This is a genomic window from Mariprofundus sp. EBB-1, from assembly GCF_003665155.1.
In the GTDB taxonomy this organism is placed as follows: domain Bacteria; phylum Pseudomonadota; class Zetaproteobacteria; order Mariprofundales; family Mariprofundaceae; genus Mariprofundus.
The window spans coordinates 26,488-51,740 of the sequence record NZ_RCFQ01000020.1; the positions used below are offsets into that span (position 1 = coordinate 26,488).

A 25,253-nucleotide genomic window follows, 5' to 3' on the forward strand; every position below is an offset into this window, starting at 1 on the left:
CGGTAAATCGTCAATCAAAAACGTAGGAAAATGCATCTTGAAACGTCGAACCTTCCTGCTTGCCGAACCCGTGGTAGGGCTTAACCGTGAGACGCTTCTGATGCACTTGAATCAACTGATGAGTGTGCACAATGTTGTGCTTGAAGGTGGCAGAGTTTCTATTGATTATGATTTGCTCGAAGTGCATGCCGAGCAAATTGAAGCGGTCTTGATTAAGGCTGGTGCATCGATGGGGGCAGGCTGGGCTACGCGATTTAAACGTAGCTGGATTCATTATATTGAAGAAACTGAACTGGATAATTTAGCGGCATCGGATGCGGCTTGTTGCAATAAAGCACCAGCAAAGGTTTAGCATAAATGATGTGTTCAATCGTGTGAGGTGGTATCTCTTGTTTCACTTTATTTCACTTGGTGAAGCAGCGAATAGGAAGTAGTAAATGGAGGCAATATAATGAATATTGATCCGGTTTGTGGCATGGAAGTAAATCCAAAATCTCAGGACCATACTGAATTTGATGGTCATACATGGCATTTTTGTAGTGCTTCTTGTCAGGAGAAGTTCGAGGCTAGACCTGAGCAGTTTACGATAGATGTTGTTTGCGGCATGCATGTGAAACCGGAGTCGGTACACCGCGTTAAACATCAGAATATTGCTTACCGTTTTTGTAGTGGGAAGTGTAAAGATAAATTTTCAGTAGATCCGGATACATATACAACCAGCCAGCACGCTTGTGATAAACATCATGAACATAAAACCGACGTTGCTGATAATCCTGATGCCACATACTTTTGCCCGATGTGTCCGGGTCAGGAGCAGCAGGGGCCGGGTACGTGTAAAGTCTGTGGCATGGCTTTGGAGCCGATGGCTGCGCCGACACTGCATGAAAAAACAGAATACGTCTGTCCCATGCACCCTGAAGTGATTAGCGATGTGCCGGGCTTATGTCCCAAGTGTGGTATGGCGCTCGAATCGCGCACCGTGACTGCTGAAGAAGATCATGCCGAACTGGATGATATGACGCGCCGTTTCAAGCTTGCTGCAGTATTGGCTATTCCGGTATTTTTTCTGGCTATGATCGCAGATCTGGCTCCATCTTGGTTGCCGTCCGGTTTAGGAATGGGCACGGTACAATGGATTGAATTTAGTTTGGCGACCCCTGTTGTGCTATGGGGTGGCTGGCCGTTTTTCGAACGTTTTGCTCTCTCTCTGAAAACATGGAACCTGAACATGTTCACACTGGTTGGTCTGGGTGTCGGGGTGGCATGGATTTACAGTGTTGTTGCATTGCTCTTTCCCGATCTGTTCCCTCCTTTGATGCAGATGGAAGGTGGGCTTGTTGATGTCTATTTTGAAGCTGCAGCAGTGATTACAGCGCTAGTTTTGTTGGGACAGGTGCTTGAGCTACGCGCCCGTTCCCGTACCAATGAAGCAATCAAATTATTGCTCGGCATGGCACCGAAAACAGCGCGGCTGGTCAAAGCCGATGGTGAGGAAGTGGATGTGCCGATGGAAGACGTGCAGGTAGGTGACACGCTGCGCATTCGTCCGGGCGAAAAAGTGCCGGTTGATGGCATTGTTACCAAAGGTGAAAGTCTGGTGGATGAATCCATGGTGACCGGTGAGCCTGTTCCGGTTGAGAAATTTGTAGGTGAAAAACTGATCGGTGCAACAGTCAATGCCAATGGTTCGTTGTTGATGCAGGCTAAAAAAGTGGGTGCGGACACCTTATTATCACAAATTGTAAACATGGTGGCTGATGCCCAGCGTTCACGTGCCCCTATACAGAAGATGGCCGATACCGTGGCAGGCTTCTTTGTCCCTGTGGTGATTGGCATTGCGGCACTGGCTTTTACTGTCTGGTTTTTTGTTGGTCCGGAGCCTCGTTTGGCACATGCGATGATTAATGCCGTTGCCGTGCTGATTATCGCCTGCCCGTGCGCCTTGGGCCTAGCGACACCGATTTCAATCATGGTTGGCACAGGTCGCGGGGCGACAGCAGGGGTGCTGATCAAAAACGCCGAAGCGTTGGAGATCATGGAAAAGGTCAATACGGTCGTGGTGGATAAAACGGGTACGCTGACCGAAGGCAAGCCAAGTCTTAGTACGGTACTGGCCACAGCCGATATTGCTGAAGATGAGGTGTTGATGCTGGCCGCAAGTCTCGAGCGAGCCAGTGAACACCCATTGGCAGCGGCGATTGTCGCGGGAGCCGAGCTACGCAAATTGAAATTGCAACGTGTTGAAGATTTCACAGCAGTGACAGGCAAAGGTGTGCAGGCGAACATAGGTGGCAGGAGCGTGTTGCTGGGCAATGCCAGACTGATGCAGGATTATGAGGTTGATATCCAGGCCGTATCATCCGATGTCGAAACACATCAATTATCCGGGGAAACGGTGATGTATTTGGCTGCGGATCATCAGTTAATTGGCTTGATCGGCGTATCGGATCCGATCAAGGCTTCGACACCGGATGCCATCAAAGAGCTGCGCGATGAGGGTATTGAAGTGGTGATGCTGACCGGGGACAATCATCATACGGCAGCAGCGGTTGCTGCGAAATTGGGGATTGAACGTTTCGAGGCTGACGTGTTACCGGATCAAAAAGCAGCCGTAGTGAAAGCCTTGCAGGCGGAAGGTAAAACCGTGGCCATGGCGGGCGATGGCATCAATGATGCGCCGGCTCTAGCACAGGCGCATGTCGGTATTGCCATGGGCACTGGTACGGATGTGGCTATGGAATCAGCCGGTGTCACACTGATTAAAGGTGATTTGACCGGTATTGTGCGGGCGCGCCGTTTATCACGCGCCACCATGAAAAACATCCGCCAGAATCTGTTTTTCGCATTCATCTATAATTCAGCAGGTGTGCCGATTGCAGCCGGTGCACTGTATCCGATGTTTGGCCTGTTGCTCTCGCCGGTGATTGCCGCAGCAGCGATGAGTTTTAGCTCCGTTTCCGTGATCACCAACGCGCTGCGATTGCGTAATACGAAGCTGTAGTGCAAAAATAATAACAGGAGTAGTAAATGATTGAAGTCACATGGGCAGGAGCCCTGCTTGCCGGTTTGTTATCGTTTTTATCACCGTGCGTATTGCCGTTGGTGCCGGCTTATTTGTCGTATATTTCCGGCGTGTCAGTGGATGAATTGCGTCAACATGATGAGGCATCGGCAGGTGTGCGGCGGAGGGCATTGATGCAGTCGTTGTGGTTTGTGTCGGGTTTTAGTCTGGTGTTTATTGCGCTCGGTGCGTCCGCGACATTGCTGGGGCAATGGATGCTCAGTCATATGGATATGCTAGGAAAAGTTGCCGGTGCAATTATTGTGGTGTTTGGTTTGCATTACACAGGACTGATTCGGATTCAATTATTGATGATGGATGCGCGTTTTGATGCTGGAGGCGTTAATTCCAACAAAGGGATCGGCGCGTTGATTTTAGGCTCGGCTTTTGCCTTTGGCTGGACACCTTGCATTGGCCCCATTCTCGGCGCGATTCTTGCGGTGGCTGGCAGTCAGACCAATATGCTAAATGGAATTTTTCTCTTGCTGGCCTATTCGCTGGGTTTGGCGATTCCTTTTTTATTGGCAGCGCTGGCGACCGATTCGTTTTTGCGTTGGTCGCAAGGCTTTAAACGGCATCTGGCTATAATTGAAAAGATATCGGGTGTGTTATTGATTGCTGTAGGTCTATTGATTTTCTTTGGTAGTTTCAGTGTGATCTCGGCGTGGTTGATTGATTGGTTTCCAGCTTTGGCTGATATCGAAGGTGCTTTTTCAGATTTAGCACCATAAGTCCGACAGATTCCTAGCTTAGAGAGGTGTCACGATGTTTACTGTATATGGCCCGGGTGCAACTGATCCTATTCCTTTGGAGAGGCTGTTTGTACGTCCTGCGGTAACGAAACCGGCTGCGATTTCTGCCATGCAAGGGATTAAAGCTAAAACAAACTCCAATGTTCATACAGGAAGCGAATCTCACTCCGCAGCAGGGCTGCAACAGTATCACAGTGCAGAAACGATAAGCGAAAAAAATCCATCCCTTAAAGCTGTGCAAATTATGACTACTTCCGTAGTTTATGTGTTGTCGAGTGCGAGCGTAGCTGTGGCGCTGAAAGAGTTAGAGTCAAGTCAGTTTCGTCACATTCCCGTGCTTTCGGATGAATATCAGCTTGTTGGTATGATTTCGGACAGGGATATTGTGCGTTGCATGTGTGGTTCGGGCAATGTGTGTGTGCACTGCGCCAAGGACAAACAAGAGATAACGGTTGAGACGATCATGAAGGGCAATGTGCTTAGTGCATCTGTGGACACGGATGCACGTTATATCGCCAGACTTTTTGTAGAACAACGTATCGGAGCCATGCCGATCACGGACGAGGGTCAATTGGTTGGTATGATTACGCGAAGTGATATTCTCAAGGCTGTAATGGTTCATTTTGATTTGAACCTTTGGTCATGAACATGCATCCACAGTAACCGGTTTGAGATAAAACAAGGTTGATGGAGTGCTAGCTTGCCGCGCATTATCTTGGCGGTGCTGTTGTTTCCGAAGCTTAGGCCCTGTCATTTTTGGCAGCGGTTGATTTTTATATGAAATGTAGAAGCATCCGCAACAATCTGAATAGTTTTTTATACGATTAGCTTTTTGAAGCTATCGGTTTGATGAAGGAGTGATCAATGAATGCGATAAAAGTGGGCCTTGGAGCCATCTTGATGATTAGTGTTGGATTGTTTGTAGCCAAGATCAATGAGGGTGATGCAACCGAAGTCGTGATGCATAAGTCAGCAAACTGTGAATGTTGCTCAGAATGGGGCGCTCATATGAAGGATAATGGCTTTACAGTCGTTGAAAAGACACATGACAATATGAGCGAAATTAAAAGGACGCTTGGTATGCCTGAAAAATTGGCATCGTGTCATACCGGTGTGATTGGTGGTTATTTGATTGAAGGGCATGTGCCTGCTGCTGATGTACAACGTTTGTTAAAAGAGCGGCCTGATATCATTGGTCTGACTGCACCGGGAATGCCGATGAATTCACCTGGTATGCAGAAAAAAGGTCAGGAACCCAAGGGCTATGATGTGCTGGCGTTGAATCATGACGGCACAACATCTGTTTACGCTCATTATTGATTGTATGTTAGGGCTTAAGTTCTAATCATGAACGAACAGCCTGTCATTCGTCTGTCGGTTAGCGATATGCGTTGTGCCGGCTGTATCAGTAAAGTCGAAGCGGCTATTGATAGTGTTGATGGGGTGGCGCAGGCGAGCGTCAGTCTTGCCGATCACACAGCCATTATCTTTGTCCATGCAGATCACGTAGGCCGAATGCATGAGTTGGGCGATGCTGTCATTGCAGCCATCGCCAATACGGGTAGGGAAGCAACACGCCTGTCTGTTTCTGATGATGTGAATGTCCGGCCCGAGACATCCACAGAGCAGGATGGGCAGAGTAAAAAACGACTATTACAGGTGCTGGTCGCAGGTGTGGCTGGTTTTGGGCTGATGGCCGCCAATATGGCAGGGCTGTTGCCTGCCATAAGCGCAGATCATACTGTTTTCTGGATCGGGGTCGCACTGATCACGGCTATGATCATGCTGGCCACTGGTTTTGATTATTACAGAGGTATGCTGCGTGGTTTTAAATATCGCAGTGGCAGTATGGATACACTCATTGGCCTGGGTACGGCCTCTGCCTGGTGTTACTCGACTGTACTGGTGATCAACCCCGATCTGATTGTTGAAGCCGCCCGCCATACCTATTTTGAAGCTGCTCTGATTATTTTAGCCCTGATCAATCTTGGTCAGTGGTTAGAGTCGCGCGCCAAAGGCAAGACTGGGGAGGCGATTCGCCTGCTCTGTGGACTGCAAGCCAGAGATGCCCGGCTGGTTCGTGATGCCGATGACGGGACAGTCGAGATCGATATTCCCATTTCACAGGTGCGGGTAGGGGATATTCTACGTGTGCGGCCGGGTGAAAAAGTGCCTGTCGATGGGCGTGTGACAGAAGGCCAAAGCGTACTGGATGAATCAATTATCTCCGGTGAGTCCATGCCGGTGCTCAAAAGTGCTGGTGATGCCGTGATTGGTGGCACCATCAATGCCACAGGTTCGCTGCTGATTCAGGCCGAACAGATTGGCCATGATACGGTGTTGGCCCACATTATTGATACCGTGCGCATCGCTCAGGCCAGTAAACCGGCCATTGCCAAATTGGCTGATCGTGTGGCCAGCATCTTTGTCACTGCGATTATCTCTATTGCTCTGCTGACCTTTGTCATCTGGTGGTTTTTCGGCCCTGAACCATCATCTGTTTACGCTTTTACCACCATGATGAGTGTGTTGCTGATCGCTTGCCCATGTGCGCTGGGTTTGGCGACACCGATTTCAATCATGGTGGGCACAGGTCGCGGTGCGACAGCAGGCATCTTAATCAAAAACGCCGAAGTGTTGGAGATGCTGGAAAAGGTCACTACCGTCGTAGTGGATAAAACGGGTACCCTGACCGAAGGAAAACCTAGTCTGAGTACATTACATTCTATTGGCGCTATGGCTGAAGATGATCTGCTGTCGCAGGCTGCAAGTCTGGAGCAAGGCAGTGAACATCCGTTAGCCGCAGCCGTGCTAGAGGCCGCCAAAGAGCGCGAGCTCTCCTTAGAAACAGTGGACGATTTTGCTGCACTGCCTGGAAAAGGCGTTCAAGGTTTGATGAATCAACAAACACTCCTGCTCGGTAATGCAACACTGATGAACGATGCAGACATTAAGATCTGCGAGCATGCGGAGCTGGTTGAACAGCATCAGCAGGCTGGTGAAACCGTCATCTATCTTGCAGTGAATGGAGCACTGGCCGGTTTGATCGGTATCTCTGACCCGATCAAGACTACGACACAGGAAGCCATCACAGCTTTGCATGATGAAGGCATAGAAGTGGTGATGCTGACCGGTGATAACCATCATACAGCTCAAGCTGTTGCTACTAAATTAGGTATTAAACATTTTGAAGCCGAAGTACTGCCAGAGCAAAAGGCGGCAGTCATCAAACAACTACAGGATGAAGGCAATATCGTTGCGATGGCAGGTGACGGTATCAACGATGCACCTGCGTTAGCGCAAGCCCATGTTGGCATTGCCATGGGGACAGGCACCGATGTAGCGATGGAGTCGGCCGGACTCACCCTGATCAAAGGTGATTTGAATGGTATTGTGCGGGCGCGCCGTTTATCACGCGCCACCATGAAAAATATTCGCCAGAACCTGTTCTTCGCCTTCGTCTATAATTCCGCAGGTGTACCCATTGCGGCAGGGATTCTCTATCCCTTCTTTGGCTTACTATTGTCACCCGTTATCGCAGCAGCAGCCATGAGTTGCAGTTCGGTCTCTGTCATCACCAATGCACTGAGGTTACGTTCGACCAAGTTGTAGTGGTTGTCAGGGCCCTCATTCCTATAGCAACAATAAGCTAATACGATAATAAAACACTGATATTTTTGATATGCGGTCAAAAACAGGACAATTAAACATTAAATTGATACCGCATTAGGTAGCCGCTAAATGGAGCTAACTTACTGCCTCTCTTAGGTCGTTGAGTGGAAGTAATAAATGCAATGGGTCGGTAGGAGAGGTTTGCATGCCGAACTGTTGATACCACTGTTTGGTCTGCTTATCTTTGGCATGAACGAGAAATGCCCGACAACCGGCAATATCGGCGACCATTAGGGTTCGCAGCATGGCATCTTTGAGCAGCGCTTTGCCCATACCTTGCCCTTGGTATTGTTGATCAACAGCTAGACGTGCCAGCAGAATGACAGGAATAGGGTAGCGGGGCTGGCCGGCGGTGATGTTGGCGGGTACATGTTTATGGCTGACCGAGGAGAGGGTGATGGTGTAAAATCCGGCCACATGGCCGGCGTTACAGCTTACGTAGGTGGTTGAATTTCCGGATCGCTGATTGATGAAGGCATGTGATTTCAGAAACCGATTCAGATCATAGTTGCCACAATCGAATGCCGCGACATTACTCTGATCCGAAAGCTTTTCCGGTACAGAAAAACTCACTGAAAAAGAGTTTTTTCGTTCATTAGCTTTTTCAGCTTAGCATTCGACTGAACAGGACGTTCCAGTACAGCTTCAAATGCGGCCATCTGTTGATCATCGAGCAGAAATAATCTGCGATCAGCCATCACTTCCACTGCTTCATGGCGGGCACAATCAACAACAAATTCACTGAGCTTTTTACCCATCGCATCAGCCGCTTGTTGCAGCATGCTCTTGATGTCCTTCGACATGCGTAACTCTAATCGAGCATCTCTGGTTTGACTTACAGCCATATTGTTACCTCCAATATGATCGAAAGGTAGCACAATTACTTTTATTCGTACAATAGACGGGATTCCCAACAAGGCATCGCTAATGATAATGATTATCATTGACATGCGCTATTGATAATCATTATCATTCGACTATGAGGTATAAGATGAATATGACTAATGTATATAGCAGTAATATTAAAGGGGTCTTTCTGATAATGGGGCTGCTGGGAAGCTTTGCATTTCCCAGCTTGGTTAGTGCTGCTAATTATGAGATTATCATTGAAAATCACCGTTTTATTCCGAGTGAGTTGGAAATCAGTGCCGATGAGAAGCATCGCCTGATAGTCATTAATAAAGACGCCACACCGGAAGAGTTCGAAAGCTATGAACTTAATCGAGAAAAAATTGTGGCAGGTCACTCCCGTATCACTGTTTTCCTCTCTCCACTGGATGCTGGCACCTACCCCTTCTTTGGTGAATTCAATGCAGAGACGGCCCAGGGCCGCCTGATTGTGAAGTAGGGGGGGCTGTCATGTTATCCACTCTGATAATTGTATTTCGTGAAGTGCTGGAGGCGATGCTGGTGGTTGGTATTGCGACCGCTGCAGCGCGCGAAGTGAATATTGGCGCACGTTGGATTTATGGCGGTCTTCTAGCAGGTCTATTTACTGCAATGATCGTGGCTTTAGGTGCTGAGTTTATCGCTGCATCCATGCAGGGCATGGGACAGGAATATTTCAATGCTACGGTACTACTGACTGCGGCACTGTTGATGAGCTGGACCGCGATCTGGATGGGTAAACATGGCCGGGAAATATCGACACGCATTCGTCAGGTTTGTAAGGCGGATGAGGTCGATAGTTCAAGTGCATGGATATTGGCAACGGTAGTTGCACTGGCGGTAGCCAGAGAAGGCGCTGAAGTGGTGCTGTTTCTGCATGGTGTGGCTGCAACAGGCGGCGCAGGAAGCGTTGCAATGTTAAGTGGAGCAGGTATTGGCATTGTGCTCGGCGTGCTGGTGGCGGTGGTGCTCTACCGCAGTCTGATCAAACTACCGATCAGGCATGTGTTTTCCGTAGTCACGTTTTTGATTGTGTTGTTGGCTGCAGGCATGGCCTCGCAAGGCGTATCTTATCTGGTCATGATTGATGAGCTACCGGCGCTGGGGCAAACAGTCTGGAATACTTCCGCTATGATTTCTGAGCGTAGTGCTCTAGGACAGGTGTTGCATGCCTTGATGGGTTATGATGATCGGCCTAGTGGCATGCAGGTGTTGGCATTTGTGATGACCATCTCTTTGACATGGATGGCGGTGCGGTGGCAGAAGTCAGCGCCGAAAAAAGCACCGCAAAAGGCGGTTGTTACGGCAGCGGTGATGCTCTTGCTTTGCAGTGTTTCTATGTTGCCATCAGATGCAGAAGCGAAGAAAGTGTATTCGCCGATCGTTGAACAGGGTGAGGTCGAATTTGAGTATTCACTGGATTATGATATCGATGCTGATCCGGCCAAGAATACGAATGCGCGTCATCAGTTTGAAATGGAGTTTGGTGTCACTGACCGTTGGATGACAGCCATCTATGGCGATTTCAGAAAGCGACCGGGGCAGGCTTTTGCATATCAGGGCTTAAAATGGGAAAATATATATCAGCTGTTTGAGCAGGGTGAGCGATATCTGGATGCTGGGTTGTATTTTGAATATATCATTCCTCAGGCTTCATTGAATAAACCGGATGCCTTTGAATTTAAACTGCTGCTTGAAAAAGAAAGTGGCCGCCTCAGTAATACATTCAATCTGATTTTAAAAAAGGAGCTGGGAGCGAAGGCTGTGAAGAATACGACCGTAGCTTACAGTTGGAAGAGCAACTGGCGCTGGAAGCGTTATCTTGAGCCGGGTATAGAAATGTATGCAGCACTGGGTGAATTTGGTAATACAAGTCCTTTATCCAGCCAAACACATCAAGTCGGCCCGGTGTTAACGGGTAAATTCCACAACGGGATAAATTATGAAGTAGGTTATCTGTTTGGTCTAACGACAGCCTCAGCGCAAGGATCAGTGAAGTGTATTCTGGGGTATGAGTTTTAAGAGGTCGTTGCTGCTAAATACTATCTAATCAAGTAAATCGATAACCGGCAGGAATAACCGTGATGCCGGATTCGGTTACGGTAAACCGGGCTGAATCACGCTGCCTGTTAAAGCCGATCTGTTCACCGGCAGGAATTCTTACATGTTTGTCCACAATGCAGCGGCGCAGTTTGACCCCCTCAGCAATATGCACATCACTAAAAATAATTGAGCTTTCAATGATCGCGCCGGCCTCTACCTGTACCTCGGCAGCCAGAATAGAATCCTTGATGGTAGCGCCGATGATCAAAGATCCACTGCACATGATAACATTGTTCAACAGCTCATTGATGCCTGTATCTGAAGGGCCGGTGCGGCAGGGAGGATGTTGAGCATTGTAAGTACGGATAGCCCAATCGCTCTGATGTAGGTTGAGTGGGGGAACGTTTTTCAGTAGATCCATATTGGCTTCAAAATAAGCATCCAGCGTGCCGACATCTCGCCAGTAGTTATCAGAAGATACACGACCCATGACGTTATCAAAGAGGTAGGCGTTCACATGACCATGTTCAATCCATGCCGGAATAATATCATGACCAAAGTCATGTTTTGAGTTTGCTACATCCCTGTCAGCCTCAAGTCGTTCGATGAGATTTTTCTTATTAAAAATATAAATACCCATGGAAATTAAGGATTGAGTCGGATCGTCAGGAACAGAGGTTGGATGTTCAGGTTTTTCGGTAAAAGCTGAGATATTCAGCTTCTCATCAACATCCACAACACCGAATTCAGAGGCTTGCTGGCGAGGTACTCTTTTGCAGGCAATACTTACTTCAGCGTCTTGCTCTATGTGATCCTTGAGCATGGCCGCATAATCCATGCGGTAGATATGATCACCGGAAAGAATGATGATGTATTTGGCGCTATTCCAGCGTAGTAGATCGATATTTTGATAGACAGCATCGGCTGTACCTTCATACCAGTGATTGCCATGTTTCATTTGAGCCGGAATGGCCGTGATATATTCACCCATTTCAGGGGTTAAAATATTCCATCCATTGCGCAAATGTTTATGCATGGAGTGGGATCGGTACTGGGTTAAGACCAGAATACGGCGAATATCTGAATGCAAACAGTTGGAGAGTGTGAAGTCGATGATGCGGTATTTGCCGCCAAAGTGGACTGCAGGCTTGGCCCTGTGCTGGGTTAATGGCGCCAGCCTTGAGCCTGTGCCACCGGCGAGCACGATGGCCATGGTGTTTTTCATGATACTGCCAGCAAGCATGCATACACCTCCTTATTGAATACGTGAGGTGACTATAGTCGCTGCATTTTATAAATACTACGCGTTATCAATCTCTCTGGTCATCAATACGGCATCTTCGCAAAAGCCTGATGCATCGGAAGCATAATAATTTTTGCGATAGCCTACCTCTTCAAAGCCGAGCCGTGCATAACATGCTCTGGCTGCATCATTGGAGAGGCGTACCTCCAATATCATGCTGGTAACCTCTGGATGAGAGGCCACAATATTATCTGTCATGCGGCTGGCTAAGCCTTGTCTGCGGTAATCAGAAGACACTGCGATTTGCATGATCTCCACTTGATCTAACACGATCAGGCTAAGCAGATAAGCGATGATACAACCCTGTGATTCACAGAGCTGCAGATCATAACCGGATTCGATAGCTGAATAGATCGATGCTCTTGACCAGCACTCTGAAAACACTTCTCTATTAAGCTGATAAACAGCTTCAACATCCTCGCTATTGCCTGCGCGAAGGGTGATGTGTTCATGCATGCCAGACATACGAAGGGCGATTAATCTTCGATCTGTTCTTTCCAGCCACAACCTTCGGTAGCACAGACATGTTGTTTACCGTGGCGCTTGGTCTCTTTGCGGGTGATGAATGGCGCTTTGCATTCCGGGCAAGGTTGAGGAATAGGTTCATTCCACAGGGCGTTTTTACATTTTGGATAACATGAGCAGGAATAAAATATTTTTCCGCGTTTGGATTTCTTCTCCAAAAATGTGCCTTTTTTGCATTGTGGGCATGGCACTTCGGTATCTTTAGGTTTTTCCAAAGGCTGAATGTTTTTACATTCAGGATATGCCGAACAGCCGAGGAATTTGCCGTATCGGCCTGCTTTAATCACCATGCCTGAACCACATTTTTCACATTTCTGGTCAGTCATTTCCGGTTCGCTTTGCTCGCCCTCTTTACCCGGCAGCGGTCGTGCTTGTTTGCATTCAGGATAACCGGTACAGGCCAGGAATTTACCATAACGGCCAAGCTTGATTGCCATTGGTTTGCCGCATTCAGTACACTTCTCTTCGGTGGCTTCTGATGGTCGTTCGGCATCAGCAGCCAGATCAACAGCGATTTTGAACGGAGCCCAGAACTCACGCAAAACCGGTTTCCAGCCACTATCGCCATTGGCGACCGCATCCAGCTTATCTTCAATGGAAGCTGTGAATGTAGGATCTACGATGGCGCCAAAAGATGAGACCAGGAATTTGTTTACCCACTCACCTGTATCGGTAGGTACAAAGCGTTTCTTTTCCATCTCTACATATTCACGTACACGCAATACATTCAAGATGGAGGCATAAGTAGATGGGCGGCCAATACCATTGGCTTCAAGTTCTTTGACCAAGGTGGCTTCAGAAAAACGCGGTTTAGGTTCGGTGAAATGCTGCTTGGCGTTGGCTTCTTTAATGGTGATGGCATCACCTACGGCGAGAACAGGCAGGAGACGATCATTATCATCTTTTCCGGGTTCATCGGTGCCTTCGATATAGAGCTTGCGGAAGCCGGGAAATGCCAGCGTAGAACCGGTAGCCCTGAGTGTTAAATCATTTGAAGAGATGTCTGCACGTACCTGATCAAGTACCGCCGGGGACATTTGTGAGGCCAGGGCACGTTTCCAGATCAGAGTGTATAGCTTCAACGCATCGGCAGTGAGCTGATTTTTCATCGCATCAGGAGTGCGTAAAATGGAAGAAGGGCGAATCGCTTCATGCGCTTCCTGAGCATTTTTACTCTTGGTTTTGAACTTGCGCGGTTTGTCCGGCATATATTCAGCGCCATATTCGCTGCTGATATGTGCGCGCATTTCAGCTACAGCATCGTCAGACAGATTCACCGAATCGGTACGCATATAGGTGATCAGGCCGACCAGTTCACCGTCAACTTCAATACCTTCATACAGCTTTTGCGCAACCTGCATGGTGGCTCTGGCAGTGAAGCCCAGTTTGCGGGATGCATCCATTTGCAGGGTAGTAGTGATGAACGGTGGTGAGGGCTGTTGTCTGGCCTGTTTCTTCTGCACATCGCTGACTTCAAACGTACCCTTTTCAACACGGCGAGCCATGACTTTGGCGCTGACACCATCAGAGATTGAAAACTTAGTCAGCGCTTTGCCATCCACGGCTTGCAGTTGAGCCTGAAAGGCTGCGTTGTTGACACTGCATTCATTATCAATCGTCCAGAACTCTTTTGGTTTGAATGCTTTGATGAGCTCTTCGCGTTCACAAATCAGTCGTAGCGCAACCGATTGTACACGCCCGGCGGACAGACCACTGCGAATCTTGCGCCATAATAACGGCGATAGGGTAAAACCAACCAGATAATCAAGCGCACTGCGTGCCTGCTGTGCATCGACCATTTTCATATCTATTTCGGTAGGATTTTCTACCGCAGTAGTAATGGCTTTTTTGGTGATTTCGTTAAAGGTAATGCGTTGAATCTGTTTATCTTTTAAAGAACCACGTTCGCGCAAGACTTCAGCTACATGCCAGGCAATAGCTTCACCCTCGCGATCCAAATCGCTTGCGAGAATCAGGGTGTCAGCCCGTTTCATCGCTTTATCTATGGCATCAAGGCGTTTCTTTTTATCATCAATAACCTGGTATTTGATAGCGAAATCATTTTCCGGATCAACGGAGCCGTCTTTCTTTGGGAAAGCACGTACATGACCGTAGGAGGCTAAGACTTTATAACCTTTACCCAGATATTTTTCGATGGTTTTGGCTTTGGCTGGTGATTCCACTACAACAACTGCGCTCATGTATACCGTTACTCCACAGGTGAAATCCACCTCTATCTTGATACGTGACCGATACTATTTTGAGATCGTGCAGGTTAATATATATCGGCTACCCGGCAGGCGTTCTATCACACCCTGCAACTCAAGGCGCAGCAAGATGGGGGAAAGCTCAGGTACGGTCAAGCCGCAAGATTCTGAAATATGATCCAAATGCATACTTTCAGCAGCCAATATTTGTAATAATTTTAGCTCTGCTGAATCGGCTGGATGGTATTTTTTATGCTGGTTTGCGTTTGTTGCATGGACGCCCCACCCCATGGTTTGCAATACCTCTTCAGCATTTTCTATCAGTGCTGCACCGTCACGTATCAGTTGATGACAACCTGCATGTTTGCCTCCCAAGACGGAGCCGGGCACGGCAAATACCTCGCGACCATATTGCAGTGCTTGTCTGGCCGTAATGAGGGAACCGGATCGTACATCGGCTTCCATGACAAGTGTGGCATGGCTTAATCCGGCAATGATTCGGTTGCGGCGCGGGAAATGTTCGGGTCTTGCCGTGGCGGTGGGTAGAAATTCACTCACTACACAGCCTTGTGCAGCAATGGCAGCGACTTGATCTTGCTGTTGCTCGGAGAGTGTGCCTAAACCGCAACCTAGTACGGCAATCGTGGCCGCACTGCCTTCCAGCGCGCCACCATGTGCGGCGGCATCAATGCCATAGGCCATGCCGCTGACAATGGTGGTGCTCTGCTCGGACAGGTAGCGGCACCAGCGCCGTGTTATTAATATACCTTCCCGGCTGGCTCTGCGTGCTCCGACCACTGCCAGTATCTGTTGCGTATTTAAGGCATGCACATCGCCATGGTAGAAAAGTAGTAGCGGAGCATCATCAAGCTGAGATAATGATTCAGGCCATGTTTCATCGTCAGGGCATAGCAGCCCTATGTGATTGTTGTGACAGTACTCCAGCATTTTTTGTGTACTGTCCGGGTGACTTTCACCCAGTGCTGCAAGCACCTGGGGGCTTATACCATTGAGCCGAGTCAGATCTGCGTTTGATAAATGCCATAAGGTATCCATATTGCCGACAGCGTGGATAAGTTTTCGCCCTGTAACCGAACCGATACCGCGCACCATCGATAGCCTGAGCCATTGTATTGCGCGATCAGAAATCATCTTTCTGCTGAGTGTCTATGAAGTAAGTATGTTTACTTATGGCTCAATGATGGTTTGAACCGCATCAGCAATATTCACAGGGGCTGTGGATTTGGTGATCAGGGCAATCGATGCCCGCTGTTGTGGTACAAGAACCAAAAGCTCGCCAACTTTTTCTGTTGGTAGCAGTGCGACACCACCATCAACCTTATTGTTGACCAGGCGACCTGACTTATGCACAGACATAAGCATGCCTGCTTTGATGCCATCATTGATGCCGAGACTGATACCTACGACCTGATTCTGTGCAGCTTCCCGGGCATTGTTGCGGATATACATGATTGAGCCTGTTAAGCGTTGATTGGCATAGCTTGGAGTGATGTGCTGGTTAATCTCACGTGCGGGTTTGAGGCGATCACCACGTGATATTTCTTCAAATGCTTTGATAACCAGGCCGCGATAAATGCCGTTGTCTCCAGAGGTGATGCGAATCTGACCCAAGTGTTCAACCAGTACGCCTGCCGCTTCACCGCTGTTGGGGTCTGTTATAACATCGGCAGTGCGGAACACATCGAACAAGCTACCGGCGTTGGTGGCATGATCCATTTTCAAATAGACATGGTCATTGGCGCCGAAGTTAAGTCGGTCATCTTTTGAGTCGAGCACATGCCCAACCCCCTGCACTTGATCAGGCTGTATAAAGTCCTGACGCTCAAGGGCGGTCAGCATGATAGAGTTATCTGTTATTGCTTCGAGTCGTTCAACCGGTTTGATGATCACTTGCGGTGTCGGTTTGACCAGACTTAGCCCGCCTTGGCGCATGTTTTTACCATCAAACCAGATTTGGTTGCCCGGATAAATGAGATCAGGATTGGTGATATGCATGTTGCGTTCCCACACTTTAAGCCATTTGTGCGGATCCTTGAAAAAGTGGTTGGCAATATCCCAGAGCGTGTCACCCTTTTTTACCACATACGGTTTGCTGATATCGGCTTTCATGCTTTTGTTGTCAGCAGCATCGGTATGTAATGTGGCAGCATGAAGCAGAGCAGGGCTGAGGCAAAAAAGCCCTATCATCAGTGTTAGCATCATCGACTTGTAAGTCGCATATAATATCGGTTTTTTTATCATGCTTGCCTCCCGGCATCAGTGGCTTGCTGCAACTTTAATATCATACCTTTCTGTTAAGAGCTGACATTTTGTTTGCTCTTGGTGGATGACTCCGTGCCATCGATCAACCGTTTGATGTTACTGGAATGTTTGATTGTTACCAGAGATGCAAAAAGCATACCAGTTAGCAGGGCTGGAATAGAATCGTTGGTGCATGCGATCAATAGTGGCAATGCTAATGCCCCTAAAATGGAAGCCAGCGATACATAATGGCTGATTTTGAGGGCGGTAATCCAAATCAATATGCCAAACAGAGCAGCCAGAGGTTGCCATGGCAACATGACACCTAACATGGTGGCGACACCTTTACCGCCCTGAAAGTTTAGATATACGGGGAAGATATGGCCGACAAAAGTGGCTACAGCAATGGCCGCAATCCATGCTTCAGGCAGTTTGAATATAATGGCCAGCGCCACAGGTAGTGCTCCTTTGGCGATATCAGCCAGTAGGGTGAGTGCCCCCACCAGCTTGCCACCGGCACGCATGGCGTTTGTAGCGCCAATATTGCCGCTGCCATGTTGGCGTGGATCCTGCCCACTGATTAATTTGGATAGCAGTAGTCCGAAAGGGACTGCACCTAACAGATAGGCTGCGAGTACCGCCCCGGCCAAATCCAGCATTGGAAGGTTCAAATGCCACCCTTGCGATAATGCTGGCGGCTACTGTCCAAGCGTTGCTGAAGTTCTTCAGCTTGAGATTGGCCGATATAGCTTGGTAATATCTGCTCAAGAGCAGATGCTGTGCCGAATTGAGTCGGGAACGCTTCACCATCAATGGTATTATCATGGCTCAGTAATTTAAGTTGATCCAGCGTGATAGGTGGTGTTGGTAGTATGCCGGTAAAGGTAGCCATGAGTTTGGCAGCAAAACCAGGTACTGGAATGAGCAGGCGATTGCGATCCAATGTGTTCATTAAAAGCTCTAACATCGCTTGGAAACTATACGCTTTAGGGCCACCTAAATCATAACGTTGACCGGATACATGTTTATTGCCGATGCTGCATACAAATGCACGTGCTACATCTTCAACCCATATTGGTTGAAATAGAGAGCTACCGGAAATTACAGGCATGATCGGCAGCAGGGCTGACATGGCTTTGAATTTATTGAAAAAATTATCGCCTGCACCATAAATGATTGATGGGCGGAAAATGGTCCAGTTCAGGCCTGAATCACGCACCAGTGATTCGGCTTCACCTTTCGTAGAGGCATAACTGCTTTCGATGACATCGCCTGCACCTAATGCGCTCATATGAATATACTGTTTTATGCCAGCCTGTTTACAGGCTGTAATGGTACGCGCTACACCATCAACGTGTGCAGAAGCAAAGTTTTGACGGCCTTTCTCAAACAGCAAACCAACCAGATAAATGACGACATCCTGATTTTTTAGCGCTGTATCCATGCCTCGCCCGTCAGTGACATCGACAGCATGCAGTTTGACACCTTTAATCAGTAAATCACGAGCTCTTTCCGGGTGTCTGCATGCCACACTAACCTGATGACCGGCAGCAATGGCCTGGTCAACAATGGATCGCCCTACAAACCCGCTGCCGCCAATAATACAAACACGCTTTCCCATGGTTTAACCTCCCACTTACTAACGTGTAATTATGAGGCCCGATGCGCCAAGGTCAATGTGCGTGCTGATCTATTGTTCTTTATATAAGCGTCGATTGCTAATCCCTCCTCAATATATGATAAGTACCAATGTTATGTAGAGAAGTTTTTTCATACGGCGTTATCAATCTCGTGTATGATATGGTAGCAATGGAGTTATGAATAAGGCATCTGATCCTGTTGCACATGTGAAAAAGATCCGATCTATGTGGTGTCGGTTTTTGTTGCTTACCTTACCTGTGCTTGGAATCATTGTGTTGAGCGGTTATTTTCTGTTTGAGTCAGAACAACAGACGGGTATGGATGCCACGCGTTTGGAGACGGCCCATCATATTGAAAGTCAGGCCGATAATATCCGTGCAGAGATTATGCAGGCGGTATTGCATGTAAAGTTTCTGGCCAAGCACAGTGAAGTAGTGGATGTGTTGGAAGGCGCTGATGGATATACTCTGGATGAGTTAAGCGGAGATTTCTATCTGTTTGCCAAATATATGGGCGTGTATGATCAGGTTCGGTTGTTGGACAGTCATGGTTATGAAGTTGTGCGGGCGAACTTTAACAATGGTCAATCAACATTGACTGTCAAAGAGGATCTGCAGGATAAAAGTGCATATGCATATTTCAGACAGACAATAGATATGCCATCCGACTTTGTTTTTATCTCCAAATTCACACTGAATGTTGAGCAAGGTCATATTGAGCAGCCCTATAAACCTGTGATCCGCTATGCATCACCAGTGATTAATGAAGAAGGTGCAAATGTTGGTGTGGTCGTGCTCAATTTTCTCGGTAATGTGTTGATTAAACGTTACCTGGATGCCACGGATGTGAGTGGTGAAAATATGCTATTGAATGCGAATGGCTATTTTATTCATGCCGCTGATGAAAAGCTCACCTGGGGTGAGTTGATTGAACAGCGCAAACATTCTAACTTAGAAGCGCTTTTCCCGGGTGTGTGGAAGAGTATTGTTAAACAGCGCAATGGGCAGATTCTGAGCGAGCATGGTCTGTTTACATTTGCTACAATTTCGCCTTATGCGTTGATTGATCAGGAGGCACCGAAACAGGGCGGTGCGGATGACTGGATTATTGTCTCTTATGTCTCTTGTGATGAGCTGAATGCTCGTACGGGTAACGTTTCGATTGCATTTATTGCCTTGAGTCTGTTCCTGCTGTGTGCATGGGTTGTGTTGGCATGGCTTTGGGTGAATTCAGAAGAAAAGCGGGAAAATGTGTACCAAAAGCTACAAATCTTACATGAGAGTAAACGTTATTTACTGCGCAGCCAGATGAATATTCAGGAAGAGGAGCGTCGGGCTCTGGCGCGTTCAATGCATGATGATATGGGGCAATCGTTAACGTCGATTCAAGCATATTTAGGTGCCGTAATGAAAGGTGTAGCACAGGGCCATTTTGAAAAGGTGGCTGCGGATATTCATCAGGTTCGAGATATTACCAGCCATATACAGCGGTCGGTACGCAGTCATTTGCATATTTTGCGGCCAGCCAGTTTAGATAGGCTGGGTCTCTCTGCCGCGATTGAAGATATGTTGAGCGAGTTTGCTAAACGGGAAAACCTGGCGTATGCGTTTAGTTGCGAACAGACACTGCCCGACTTGAATGAGATGCAAAATATTCACCTGTTCCGCATCGTGCAGGAAGCGTTAACAAATACAGCCAAATATGCACAGGCAACCCAAGTCTCTGTCTCTCTGGATATGTTAGACGTTGAAGGCAGAGGTGTGAGTGCATCCGTTCTGCATTTGCAGATTAGTGATGATGGTTGTGGCATGGCGGTCATTGAAGAGACTGGTTTGGGTCTGCTTGGTATGCGTGAACGCACAGATTTGTTGCATGGAAAGATCAGTATTGTGTCTAACGTAGGTCAGGGTGTGCATATTGATGTGCTTGTTCCTGTGCAGGAGGAGAGATGATTAGCGTCTATCTGGTTGATGATCATGCCGTAGTGCGTGCAGGATTTCGTAGTATGCTTGAGTCGGAACTCGATATTACTGTTGTTGGAGAAGCTGCTAGTGGTGTAGAGGCCTACAGTCACTATTTGGATTTACAGCCGGATGTTGTGGTTACTGATATATCGATGCCGGGTGAGGGTGGCCTGGGTTTTATGCGTCGCCTGCTAAAGCGTGATCCTGATGCCAAAGTGTTGGTGATGAGCATGTTTGACGATGTCGCTTTTGTGAAGCGTGCCATGGAATATGGGGCGATGGGCTATATCAGTAAATCAGATGATCCTGAGCTGTTGGTGCAGGGCGTGCGTGCTGTGGCAGCTGGAAATACATGGGTTGCCCCCATGTTGGCACAAGAGATGGTTGGTAGTATGCGGGCAGGAGAAGGGACTCCTCAGGCCTTGTTGACTGACAGGGAGTTTGAAGTGTTTGTGTTATTGGCTTCGGGCAAAGATGTCAAAGAGGTAGCCGATGTGTTGCATCTGAGTCCAAAAACCGCGGGCACACATCAAACGCGGATATATAATAAATTGGGTCTGAATACAGGGGCAGAATTGGCTCGTCTGGCCATTCGTTTGAATATCATTAACGCTTAGCATCTGCAGTCGCACATTACGTTGTTGGTGTTGCAATCTCACCAGGTAAGGAAATTCCTTACACTTGCAGTGAAGGTTTACCCATATAGATAATATGGCTAAGTCATGATCATTGGGCTCATGAATATATCTCAGTTTAAACCGGTGATGAAGTTATTGGCCGTTGTTATGGGTTCAGAGTTGCTGATTATGATCGGTTTTCAGCTACTGCCTGCATCGGTGCCGCCTGAATGGGTGAATTTGCTTGATGTACTGCTTCTCGGTCTGATTACGACGGCTGTAGCACAGCTGTGGATTGTGCGGCCTTTGCAGCAGGCAAGAGAGCAGGATGCTCTGTTTCGATGCGTTGCTGAACATTCACATGCTGGCCTGGTTATTACCGATCCGACACAGAATCATGCCATTATTTTCACCAATGATGCATTCACAGACATTACCGGTTATTGCCTGGATGAAGTGAGAGGAAAAGATCCGATCTTTTTAAGTGAAGGCCTTGGGTTTCAGCTAGGACAAAGTAAAATTATTAATGCGCTAAATGAGATTAAGCCAGTTAATGCGATATTAAAAAACAAACGTAAAGATGGCACAGAATTCTGGAATGATATGCACCTTAGTCCAATCAGTATTGGTGGTGAGCCACGCTATTGGCTGGGATTATTGCATGATGTGACAGAAACCAGAGCGTTGAATCTACAGATCGAACATTTGGTCAGTGCTGTGGAGCAAGCCGATGATATGATCTGTATATTTGATAAGCAGGGCTGTATCGATTTTGTAAATCATGCCTTCACGGAGCAGATGGGGTTAGATAAAGAGCAGCTTAAAGGTGCGCTGATCTGGCATTATTGGAGTGATGAAGCATGGAGCGCGGAGCGTGTCCAGAATGTTTTGAAGGAATATGGGCAATGGTCCGGGCGTAATCAGTGGTCGCGGGACAAACAGGGGCCTTATGCGGCGATGACTACTATTTCCATGGTTGAAGGTGATGATGGAGAGCAGATGTATCTCGCCGTGATTCGTGATATGACTGAATCCATAGAGATGGAAACTAAACTGGCCCATGCCCATAAAATGGAGGCAGTTGGTACACTGGCTGGTGGCATTGCGCATGATTTTAATAATATGCTGGCCGCAATGATGGGCAATTTGTATCTGTTGAAAAAAAATATGCTTGAAAATGACAATGCAGTGCGCCGTATTGAAGCGATTGAGGAGCAGGGCTATCGCGGTGCTGATTTGATTCGTCAGATGCTGGTCTTTGCTCGCAAGCAGACGCTCGACAGACATGATTTCGATTTGCAAATATTGGGCAAAGAGACCGTTAAATTACTGCAGACCAGAACACCTGAAAATATCAGCCTGCATACGGATATTGATCCTGTGAAAATGATGCTGCATGGTGATCCATCGCTGTTGCAAAGTAGCCTGTTTAATCTGGTGAATAATGCTATTCAAGCGATTGAAGAGGTACAGGAGCAAACGGAATGTAGTGGCATCGTGAACCTATCGATCTATGCCGTGGATATGGAAAGCCTGTCTCCTGAAGTGAAGGTAGCGCTCGCCGCCAGCGACAATGAAGCCGCTGAGCAGTGCGTGCATATTTCGGTCTCTGATAATGGTTCAGGTATGGATGAAAATACCCGGGAACGCATCTTTGAACCCTATTTCACCACCAAGGTACAGGGTAAAGGCACTGGTCTTGGTATGTCTATGGTGATGGGCTGTGTAGAGATTCATAATGGCTGGATTGGTTTGACAAGCGCTCCAGGTAAGGGTTCCAGTTTTGATATTTATTTGCCAATGAGTTGTACAGCTGTTGAGTCTGTTGTATCGCATGATATTGAAATGCATCCGGGTCATGGTGAATTGATTCTACTGGCAGATGATAATACTACCTTGTGTGAATCGATGCGTGAAATGTTGGAGGATGCCGGTTATCAGGTACTGATTGCCTATGATGGTGAGCAGGCTCTACAGCTATATATGGAACAAAAGGATCGTGTGAAGATGGTGATTCTTGATTGTGTGATGCCCAAACTTGGCGGCGCTGAGGTTGCCGAGACCATTTGGTTGTACAGCGGCGACTCGGTGAAAGTTGTATTGATGACGGGTTATGATTTGGGTGACTCTTTAACGCAGAAAGGGATATCGGGAAGGCGTCCATTGGTGCTGCATAAGCCCTGGAATATGGAGCAGCTGAACGGAGTGTTGAAATCCATGTGCGAGGCTGTGGATTAAGGTCGAAAAAGATCAGGCAAGCTGAGTGGGCGAGAGTATCGGGCTATTGTTAAAGCACGCCTTAGCACCCGTAAGGGTGGACACAAAGAGGCAGGACAACTGATTTGGATAAGCGCAGCTCGCCGTTATGGTGAGAAAACAGATAGCTTTAAAGAGTGTGCTTTTCAATAAAAACTTGATGAATAAGGGCCCATTGAAGTGTGGTGGTTCTTATCGGTTTCTTACTGGCCTCTTACGGTAACTGCTGCCAGTATGAAATATCAAAATATGACAGTCTGCCTCTATTCAGGGTTAATGCTCGTAAAGGCTGGTGTCTCTTTTAGCAGTTGACGAAAAAGACCCTTTGATTATGTTCAAATTAACATGATTGTAGGGAAGGATGAAACAGAATATATAAGTGATATTCGATCATTGGAAATTGACATAATAAAACAAACTGTTCGTTTGAACAGTGGGAATTACAGGGGCACTGGAAAGCCTCCTCAATCGGTGAAACTTACGCTTAACGCATACATAACAAGCATTCATCCTAAGGACAGGAACAAGTTCAATGGTTACATTGATGGGTTATGCTCTGGCGTTGAAGATGATGAGCTTTGTGTCCGTTGTGAAGCTAAGCATGATTCATATCAATATGTGCTGATAAGAGGGAAAGCCATTTTCGAAGATGAACAGGCAATAGGCATTATTGCCTCGGTCGAAAGTCTCATGGCACGCAGTAACCACTTAGAAGATCTTGAAATTGCTTTGGAGGCAGCAGGCCTCGACTTTTGGGAAAACAATTTATTAACGGGAGAAGTCGTTCGAACTGCAACTAGGTTTTATATTGATGAACTTGGTTATCATGAGAGCGACGTGGTATCTTCAAAGGAAGATTTCTACTCCATCGTTCACCCGGATGATGTTGCCAAGCTTCGATCTGCCATCAGCCATCATATGGCTGGTGAAACTAAAGATGCTGGGTGCGAATTTAGAATTAAATCCAAAGCAGGGGAGTGGGTCTGGTATTACAGTTTCGGCAAGATTTTAGATGATGGTTATGGTGAGAGGGGGGAACGATTTCTCGGAGTAACTTACAATATCCATGAGAGAAAGAGTAAAGAATCAGAGCTTTACCATATCAATGAAAAAATAACTGAGCAGAATACCTTGCTAGAAGAGGCAAATGTTCATCTGAAAGAGAAAGAATCAGCGTTACGTGAAAGCCAGCAAATCTTAAAGTTTGCGCTGGATGGAGCAGGCGAAGGGGTTTGGGATCATTATTTTCAGACTGGGACAAATATCGTTTCATCGCGCCTTATGGAGATGTTTGGTCTCAAAACGCAAGTTGGTAAAGATCGATATGAGTTCAATGATTGGTCTGAATACCTTCATCCAGATAGCATTGATTCAACCATGTTGGCCTATGAGTCGATGGCTAATAATCGCTCGAAATTTTACAATGTAGAACAACAGTTGCGCAGTATAGATGGCAGTTACAAATGGTTCCTGACCCGAGGAATGGTTGTGGAATATGATGATGCTGGAAACCCTCTACGTGCAACTGGCACGAGTGTCGATATAACAAAGCGAAAACGTATGGAAGAATTGAATGCATGCAGCGCTGAAATATTGGAGATGGTCGCTGAAGGAAAACCTTCGAAACAGATCTATGAAACTATCTGTCTGTTGCATGAAAAAATGAACCCCGGCATGCATGCAACTATTTTAGCATTACGGGGTAATCAACTGCACCATGTTTGTGCGCCAAACCTTCCAGAAGCATATTTGAAAGCTATTGATGGGGTGATTATCGGACCTTCGGTTGGATCATGTGGAACTGCAGCTTTTACCAGAGAAGAGGTGATTGTTGAGGATATAGCAAGCGATCCTCTATGGGGTGATTATAAAGAATTGATCCTAAAACATGGGCTGGTTACTTGCTGGTCTGAGCCTGTTATAGGGCAGGATGGTAATGTGATCGGTACCTTTGCCATGTATTTTGATAAGCCTACCAAACCTAATGATTACCAGTTAAATGAAATTAGAAATGCTTCTAAACTTGTTGCGATCACAATGAACAGAGAAAATCGTGAATCCA

At 47.3% G+C, this 25,253-nt stretch carries 21 protein-coding genes; 12 read left to right on the top strand and 9 right to left on the bottom strand.

The window, feature by feature from the left end; genetic code table 11:
* The first annotated feature begins 37 nt into the window (after positions 1–37).
* The 6 genes from D8Y20_RS13830 to D8Y20_RS09110 all read left to right on the top strand — a co-directional run bounded on the left by D8Y20_RS13830 (position 38) and on the right by D8Y20_RS09110 (position 7,425).
* Positions 38–352 carry a hypothetical protein gene (locus tag D8Y20_RS13830; RefSeq protein WP_236075371.1) on the top strand — a complete coding sequence of 105 codons (315 nt, stop codon included), beginning with the start codon at positions 38–40 and terminating at the stop codon, positions 350–352.
* A 99-nt stretch (positions 353–451) separates the two neighbouring features.
* Positions 452–3,001, top strand: coding sequence for a heavy metal translocating P-type ATPase (locus D8Y20_RS09090; protein ID WP_121542949.1), 2,550 nt, complete (start codon positions 452–454; stop codon positions 2,999–3,001).
* 26 nt (positions 3,002–3,027) lie between these two features.
* Positions 3,028–3,792 carry a cytochrome c biogenesis CcdA family protein gene (locus D8Y20_RS09095; RefSeq protein ID WP_121542951.1) on the top strand — a complete coding sequence of 255 codons (765 nt, stop codon included), beginning with the start codon at positions 3,028–3,030 and terminating at the stop codon, positions 3,790–3,792.
* A gap of 34 nt (positions 3,793–3,826) precedes the next feature.
* The gene (locus D8Y20_RS09100) at positions 3,827–4,459 is read left to right on the top strand and encodes an HPP family protein (RefSeq protein WP_121542953.1); all 633 of its coding nucleotides are present in this window, start codon (positions 3,827–3,829) and stop codon (positions 4,457–4,459) included.
* Positions 4,460–4,677: 218 nt separating this feature from the next.
* A complete protein-coding gene (locus D8Y20_RS09105; protein WP_121542955.1) occupies positions 4,678–5,133 on the top strand; it encodes a DUF411 domain-containing protein in 456 nt (151 codons plus the stop codon).
* A 27-nt stretch (positions 5,134–5,160) separates the two neighbouring features.
* Positions 5,161–7,425: a heavy metal translocating P-type ATPase gene (locus tag D8Y20_RS09110; RefSeq protein ID WP_121542957.1), complete on the top strand. Its 2,265-nt coding sequence runs from the start codon at positions 5,161–5,163 to the stop codon at positions 7,423–7,425.
* Positions 7,426–7,560: 135 nt separating this feature from the next.
* On the opposite strand, the gene D8Y20_RS09115 is transcribed toward D8Y20_RS09110, so the two are convergent.
* The gene (locus D8Y20_RS09115) at positions 7,561–8,058 is read right to left on the bottom strand and encodes a GNAT family N-acetyltransferase (RefSeq protein WP_121542959.1); all 498 of its coding nucleotides are present in this window, start codon (positions 8,056–8,058) and stop codon (positions 7,561–7,563) included.
* The gene (locus D8Y20_RS09120; RefSeq protein WP_121542961.1) at positions 8,055–8,435 is read right to left on the bottom strand and encodes a DUF1778 domain-containing protein; all 381 of its coding nucleotides are present in this window, start codon (positions 8,433–8,435) and stop codon (positions 8,055–8,057) included. Before D8Y20_RS09120 ends, D8Y20_RS09115 begins: the two co-directional genes overlap by 4 nt.
* Positions 8,436–8,476: 41 nt before the next feature.
* Between D8Y20_RS09120 and D8Y20_RS09125 the strand changes: the two genes are divergently transcribed.
* Both D8Y20_RS09125 and D8Y20_RS09130 read left to right on the top strand, forming a co-directional pair.
* Complete coding sequence (locus D8Y20_RS09125) at positions 8,477–8,833, top strand: cupredoxin domain-containing protein (RefSeq protein ID WP_201265599.1); 357 nt, start codon at positions 8,477–8,479, stop codon at positions 8,831–8,833.
* Between the two features lie 11 nt (positions 8,834–8,844).
* A complete protein-coding gene (locus tag D8Y20_RS09130) occupies positions 8,845–10,395 on the top strand; it encodes an FTR1 family protein (RefSeq protein WP_121542963.1) in 1,551 nt (516 codons plus the stop codon).
* 28 nt (positions 10,396–10,423) lie between these two features.
* Here the strand turns inward: D8Y20_RS09130 and glgC are convergent, their stop codons facing one another.
* From glgC to D8Y20_RS09165, 7 genes are read right to left on the bottom strand one after another with little or no spacing between them, the layout of a single operon-like run.
* Positions 10,424–11,659 carry a glucose-1-phosphate adenylyltransferase gene (glgC, locus tag D8Y20_RS09135; protein WP_201265600.1) on the bottom strand — a complete coding sequence of 412 codons (1,236 nt, stop codon included), beginning with the start codon at positions 11,657–11,659 and terminating at the stop codon, positions 10,424–10,426.
* A 57-nt stretch (positions 11,660–11,716) separates the two neighbouring features.
* On the bottom strand, positions 11,717–12,184 hold the full coding sequence (rimI, locus tag D8Y20_RS09140; RefSeq protein WP_201265601.1) for a ribosomal protein S18-alanine N-acetyltransferase: 468 nt from the start codon (positions 12,182–12,184) through the stop codon (positions 11,717–11,719).
* 11 nt (positions 12,185–12,195) lie between these two features.
* On the bottom strand, positions 12,196–14,445 hold the full coding sequence (gene topA / locus D8Y20_RS09145) for a type I DNA topoisomerase (protein ID WP_121542965.1): 2,250 nt from the start codon (positions 14,443–14,445) through the stop codon (positions 12,196–12,198).
* 54 nt (positions 14,446–14,499) lie between these two features.
* On the bottom strand, positions 14,500–15,603 hold the full coding sequence (gene dprA, locus D8Y20_RS09150; RefSeq protein WP_121542967.1) for a DNA-processing protein DprA: 1,104 nt from the start codon (positions 15,601–15,603) through the stop codon (positions 14,500–14,502).
* 36 nt (positions 15,604–15,639) lie between these two features.
* Positions 15,640–16,713, bottom strand: coding sequence for a LysM peptidoglycan-binding domain-containing protein (locus D8Y20_RS09155; RefSeq protein ID WP_236075369.1), 1,074 nt, complete (start codon positions 16,711–16,713; stop codon positions 15,640–15,642).
* A 53-nt stretch (positions 16,714–16,766) separates the two neighbouring features.
* Positions 16,767–17,384 carry a glycerol-3-phosphate 1-O-acyltransferase PlsY gene (gene plsY, locus D8Y20_RS09160; RefSeq protein WP_236075370.1) on the bottom strand — a complete coding sequence of 206 codons (618 nt, stop codon included), beginning with the start codon at positions 17,382–17,384 and terminating at the stop codon, positions 16,767–16,769.
* Complete coding sequence (locus tag D8Y20_RS09165) at positions 17,381–18,334, bottom strand: complex I NDUFA9 subunit family protein (RefSeq protein ID WP_121542971.1); 954 nt, start codon at positions 18,332–18,334, stop codon at positions 17,381–17,383. The genes plsY and D8Y20_RS09165 overlap by 4 nt, the downstream gene beginning before the upstream one ends.
* Positions 18,335–18,530: 196 nt before the next feature.
* Here D8Y20_RS09165 and D8Y20_RS09170 point away from each other — a divergent pair, with 196 nt between their 5' ends.
* The 4 genes from D8Y20_RS09170 to D8Y20_RS09185 form a co-directional block, all read left to right on the top strand.
* Positions 18,531–20,306, top strand: a complete 1,776-nt coding sequence (locus D8Y20_RS09170; protein WP_121542973.1) for an ATP-binding protein — start codon at positions 18,531–18,533, stop codon at positions 20,304–20,306.
* Entirely contained in the window at positions 20,303–20,935 is a 633-nt protein-coding gene (locus tag D8Y20_RS09175; protein WP_121542975.1) for a response regulator transcription factor, read from the top strand. The genes D8Y20_RS09170 and D8Y20_RS09175 overlap by 4 nt, the downstream gene beginning before the upstream one ends.
* Before the next feature lie 120 nt (positions 20,936–21,055).
* Entirely contained in the window at positions 21,056–23,173 is a 2,118-nt protein-coding gene (locus D8Y20_RS09180; protein WP_161957611.1) for a PAS domain S-box protein, read from the top strand.
* A 363-nt stretch (positions 23,174–23,536) separates the two neighbouring features.
* On the top strand, positions 23,537–25,253 hold a 1,717-nt coding region (locus tag D8Y20_RS09185), incomplete at its 3' end, for a PAS domain-containing protein (RefSeq protein ID WP_121542979.1).

What these genes read in the sequence shown, in the direction of transcription:
- D8Y20_RS09090 (WP_121542949.1), top strand. Translation starts at nt 452, where the DNA reads ATGAATATTGATCCGGTTTGTGGCATGGAAGTAAATCCAAAATCTCAG.
- D8Y20_RS09095 (WP_121542951.1), top strand. Translation starts at nt 3,028, where the DNA reads ATGATTGAAGTCACATGGGCAGGAGCCCTGCTTGCCGGTTTGTTATCG.
- D8Y20_RS09100 (WP_121542953.1), top strand. Translation starts at nt 3,827, where the DNA reads ATGTTTACTGTATATGGCCCGGGTGCAACTGATCCTATTCCTTTGGAG.
- D8Y20_RS09105 (WP_121542955.1), top strand. Translation starts at nt 4,678, where the DNA reads ATGAATGCGATAAAAGTGGGCCTTGGAGCCATCTTGATGATTAGTGTT.
- D8Y20_RS09110 (WP_121542957.1), top strand. Translation starts at nt 5,161, where the DNA reads ATGAACGAACAGCCTGTCATTCGTCTGTCGGTTAGCGATATGCGTTGT.
- D8Y20_RS09120 (WP_121542961.1), bottom strand. Translation starts at nt 8,435, where the DNA reads ATGTCAATGATAATCATTATCATTAGCGATGCCTTGTTGGGAATCCCG.
- D8Y20_RS09125 (WP_201265599.1), top strand. Translation starts at nt 8,477, where the DNA reads ATGAATATGACTAATGTATATAGCAGTAATATTAAAGGGGTCTTTCTG.
- D8Y20_RS09130 (WP_121542963.1), top strand. Translation starts at nt 8,845, where the DNA reads ATGTTATCCACTCTGATAATTGTATTTCGTGAAGTGCTGGAGGCGATG.
- glgC (WP_201265600.1), bottom strand. Translation starts at nt 11,659, where the DNA reads ATGCTTGCTGGCAGTATCATGAAAAACACCATGGCCATCGTGCTCGCC.
- rimI (WP_201265601.1), bottom strand. Translation starts at nt 12,184, where the DNA reads ATGTCTGGCATGCATGAACACATCACCCTTCGCGCAGGCAATAGCGAG.
- topA (WP_121542965.1), bottom strand. Translation starts at nt 14,445, where the DNA reads ATGAGCGCAGTTGTTGTAGTGGAATCACCAGCCAAAGCCAAAACCATC.
- dprA (WP_121542967.1), bottom strand. Translation starts at nt 15,603, where the DNA reads ATGATTTCTGATCGCGCAATACAATGGCTCAGGCTATCGATGGTGCGC.
- D8Y20_RS09155 (WP_236075369.1), bottom strand. Translation starts at nt 16,713, where the DNA reads ATGATAAAAAAACCGATATTATATGCGACTTACAAGTCGATGATGCTA.
- D8Y20_RS09165 (WP_121542971.1), bottom strand. Translation starts at nt 18,334, where the DNA reads ATGGGAAAGCGTGTTTGTATTATTGGCGGCAGCGGGTTTGTAGGGCGA.
- D8Y20_RS09170 (WP_121542973.1), top strand. Translation starts at nt 18,531, where the DNA reads ATGAATAAGGCATCTGATCCTGTTGCACATGTGAAAAAGATCCGATCT.
- D8Y20_RS09175 (WP_121542975.1), top strand. Translation starts at nt 20,303, where the DNA reads ATGATTAGCGTCTATCTGGTTGATGATCATGCCGTAGTGCGTGCAGGA.
- D8Y20_RS09180 (WP_161957611.1), top strand. Translation starts at nt 21,056, where the DNA reads ATGAATATATCTCAGTTTAAACCGGTGATGAAGTTATTGGCCGTTGTT.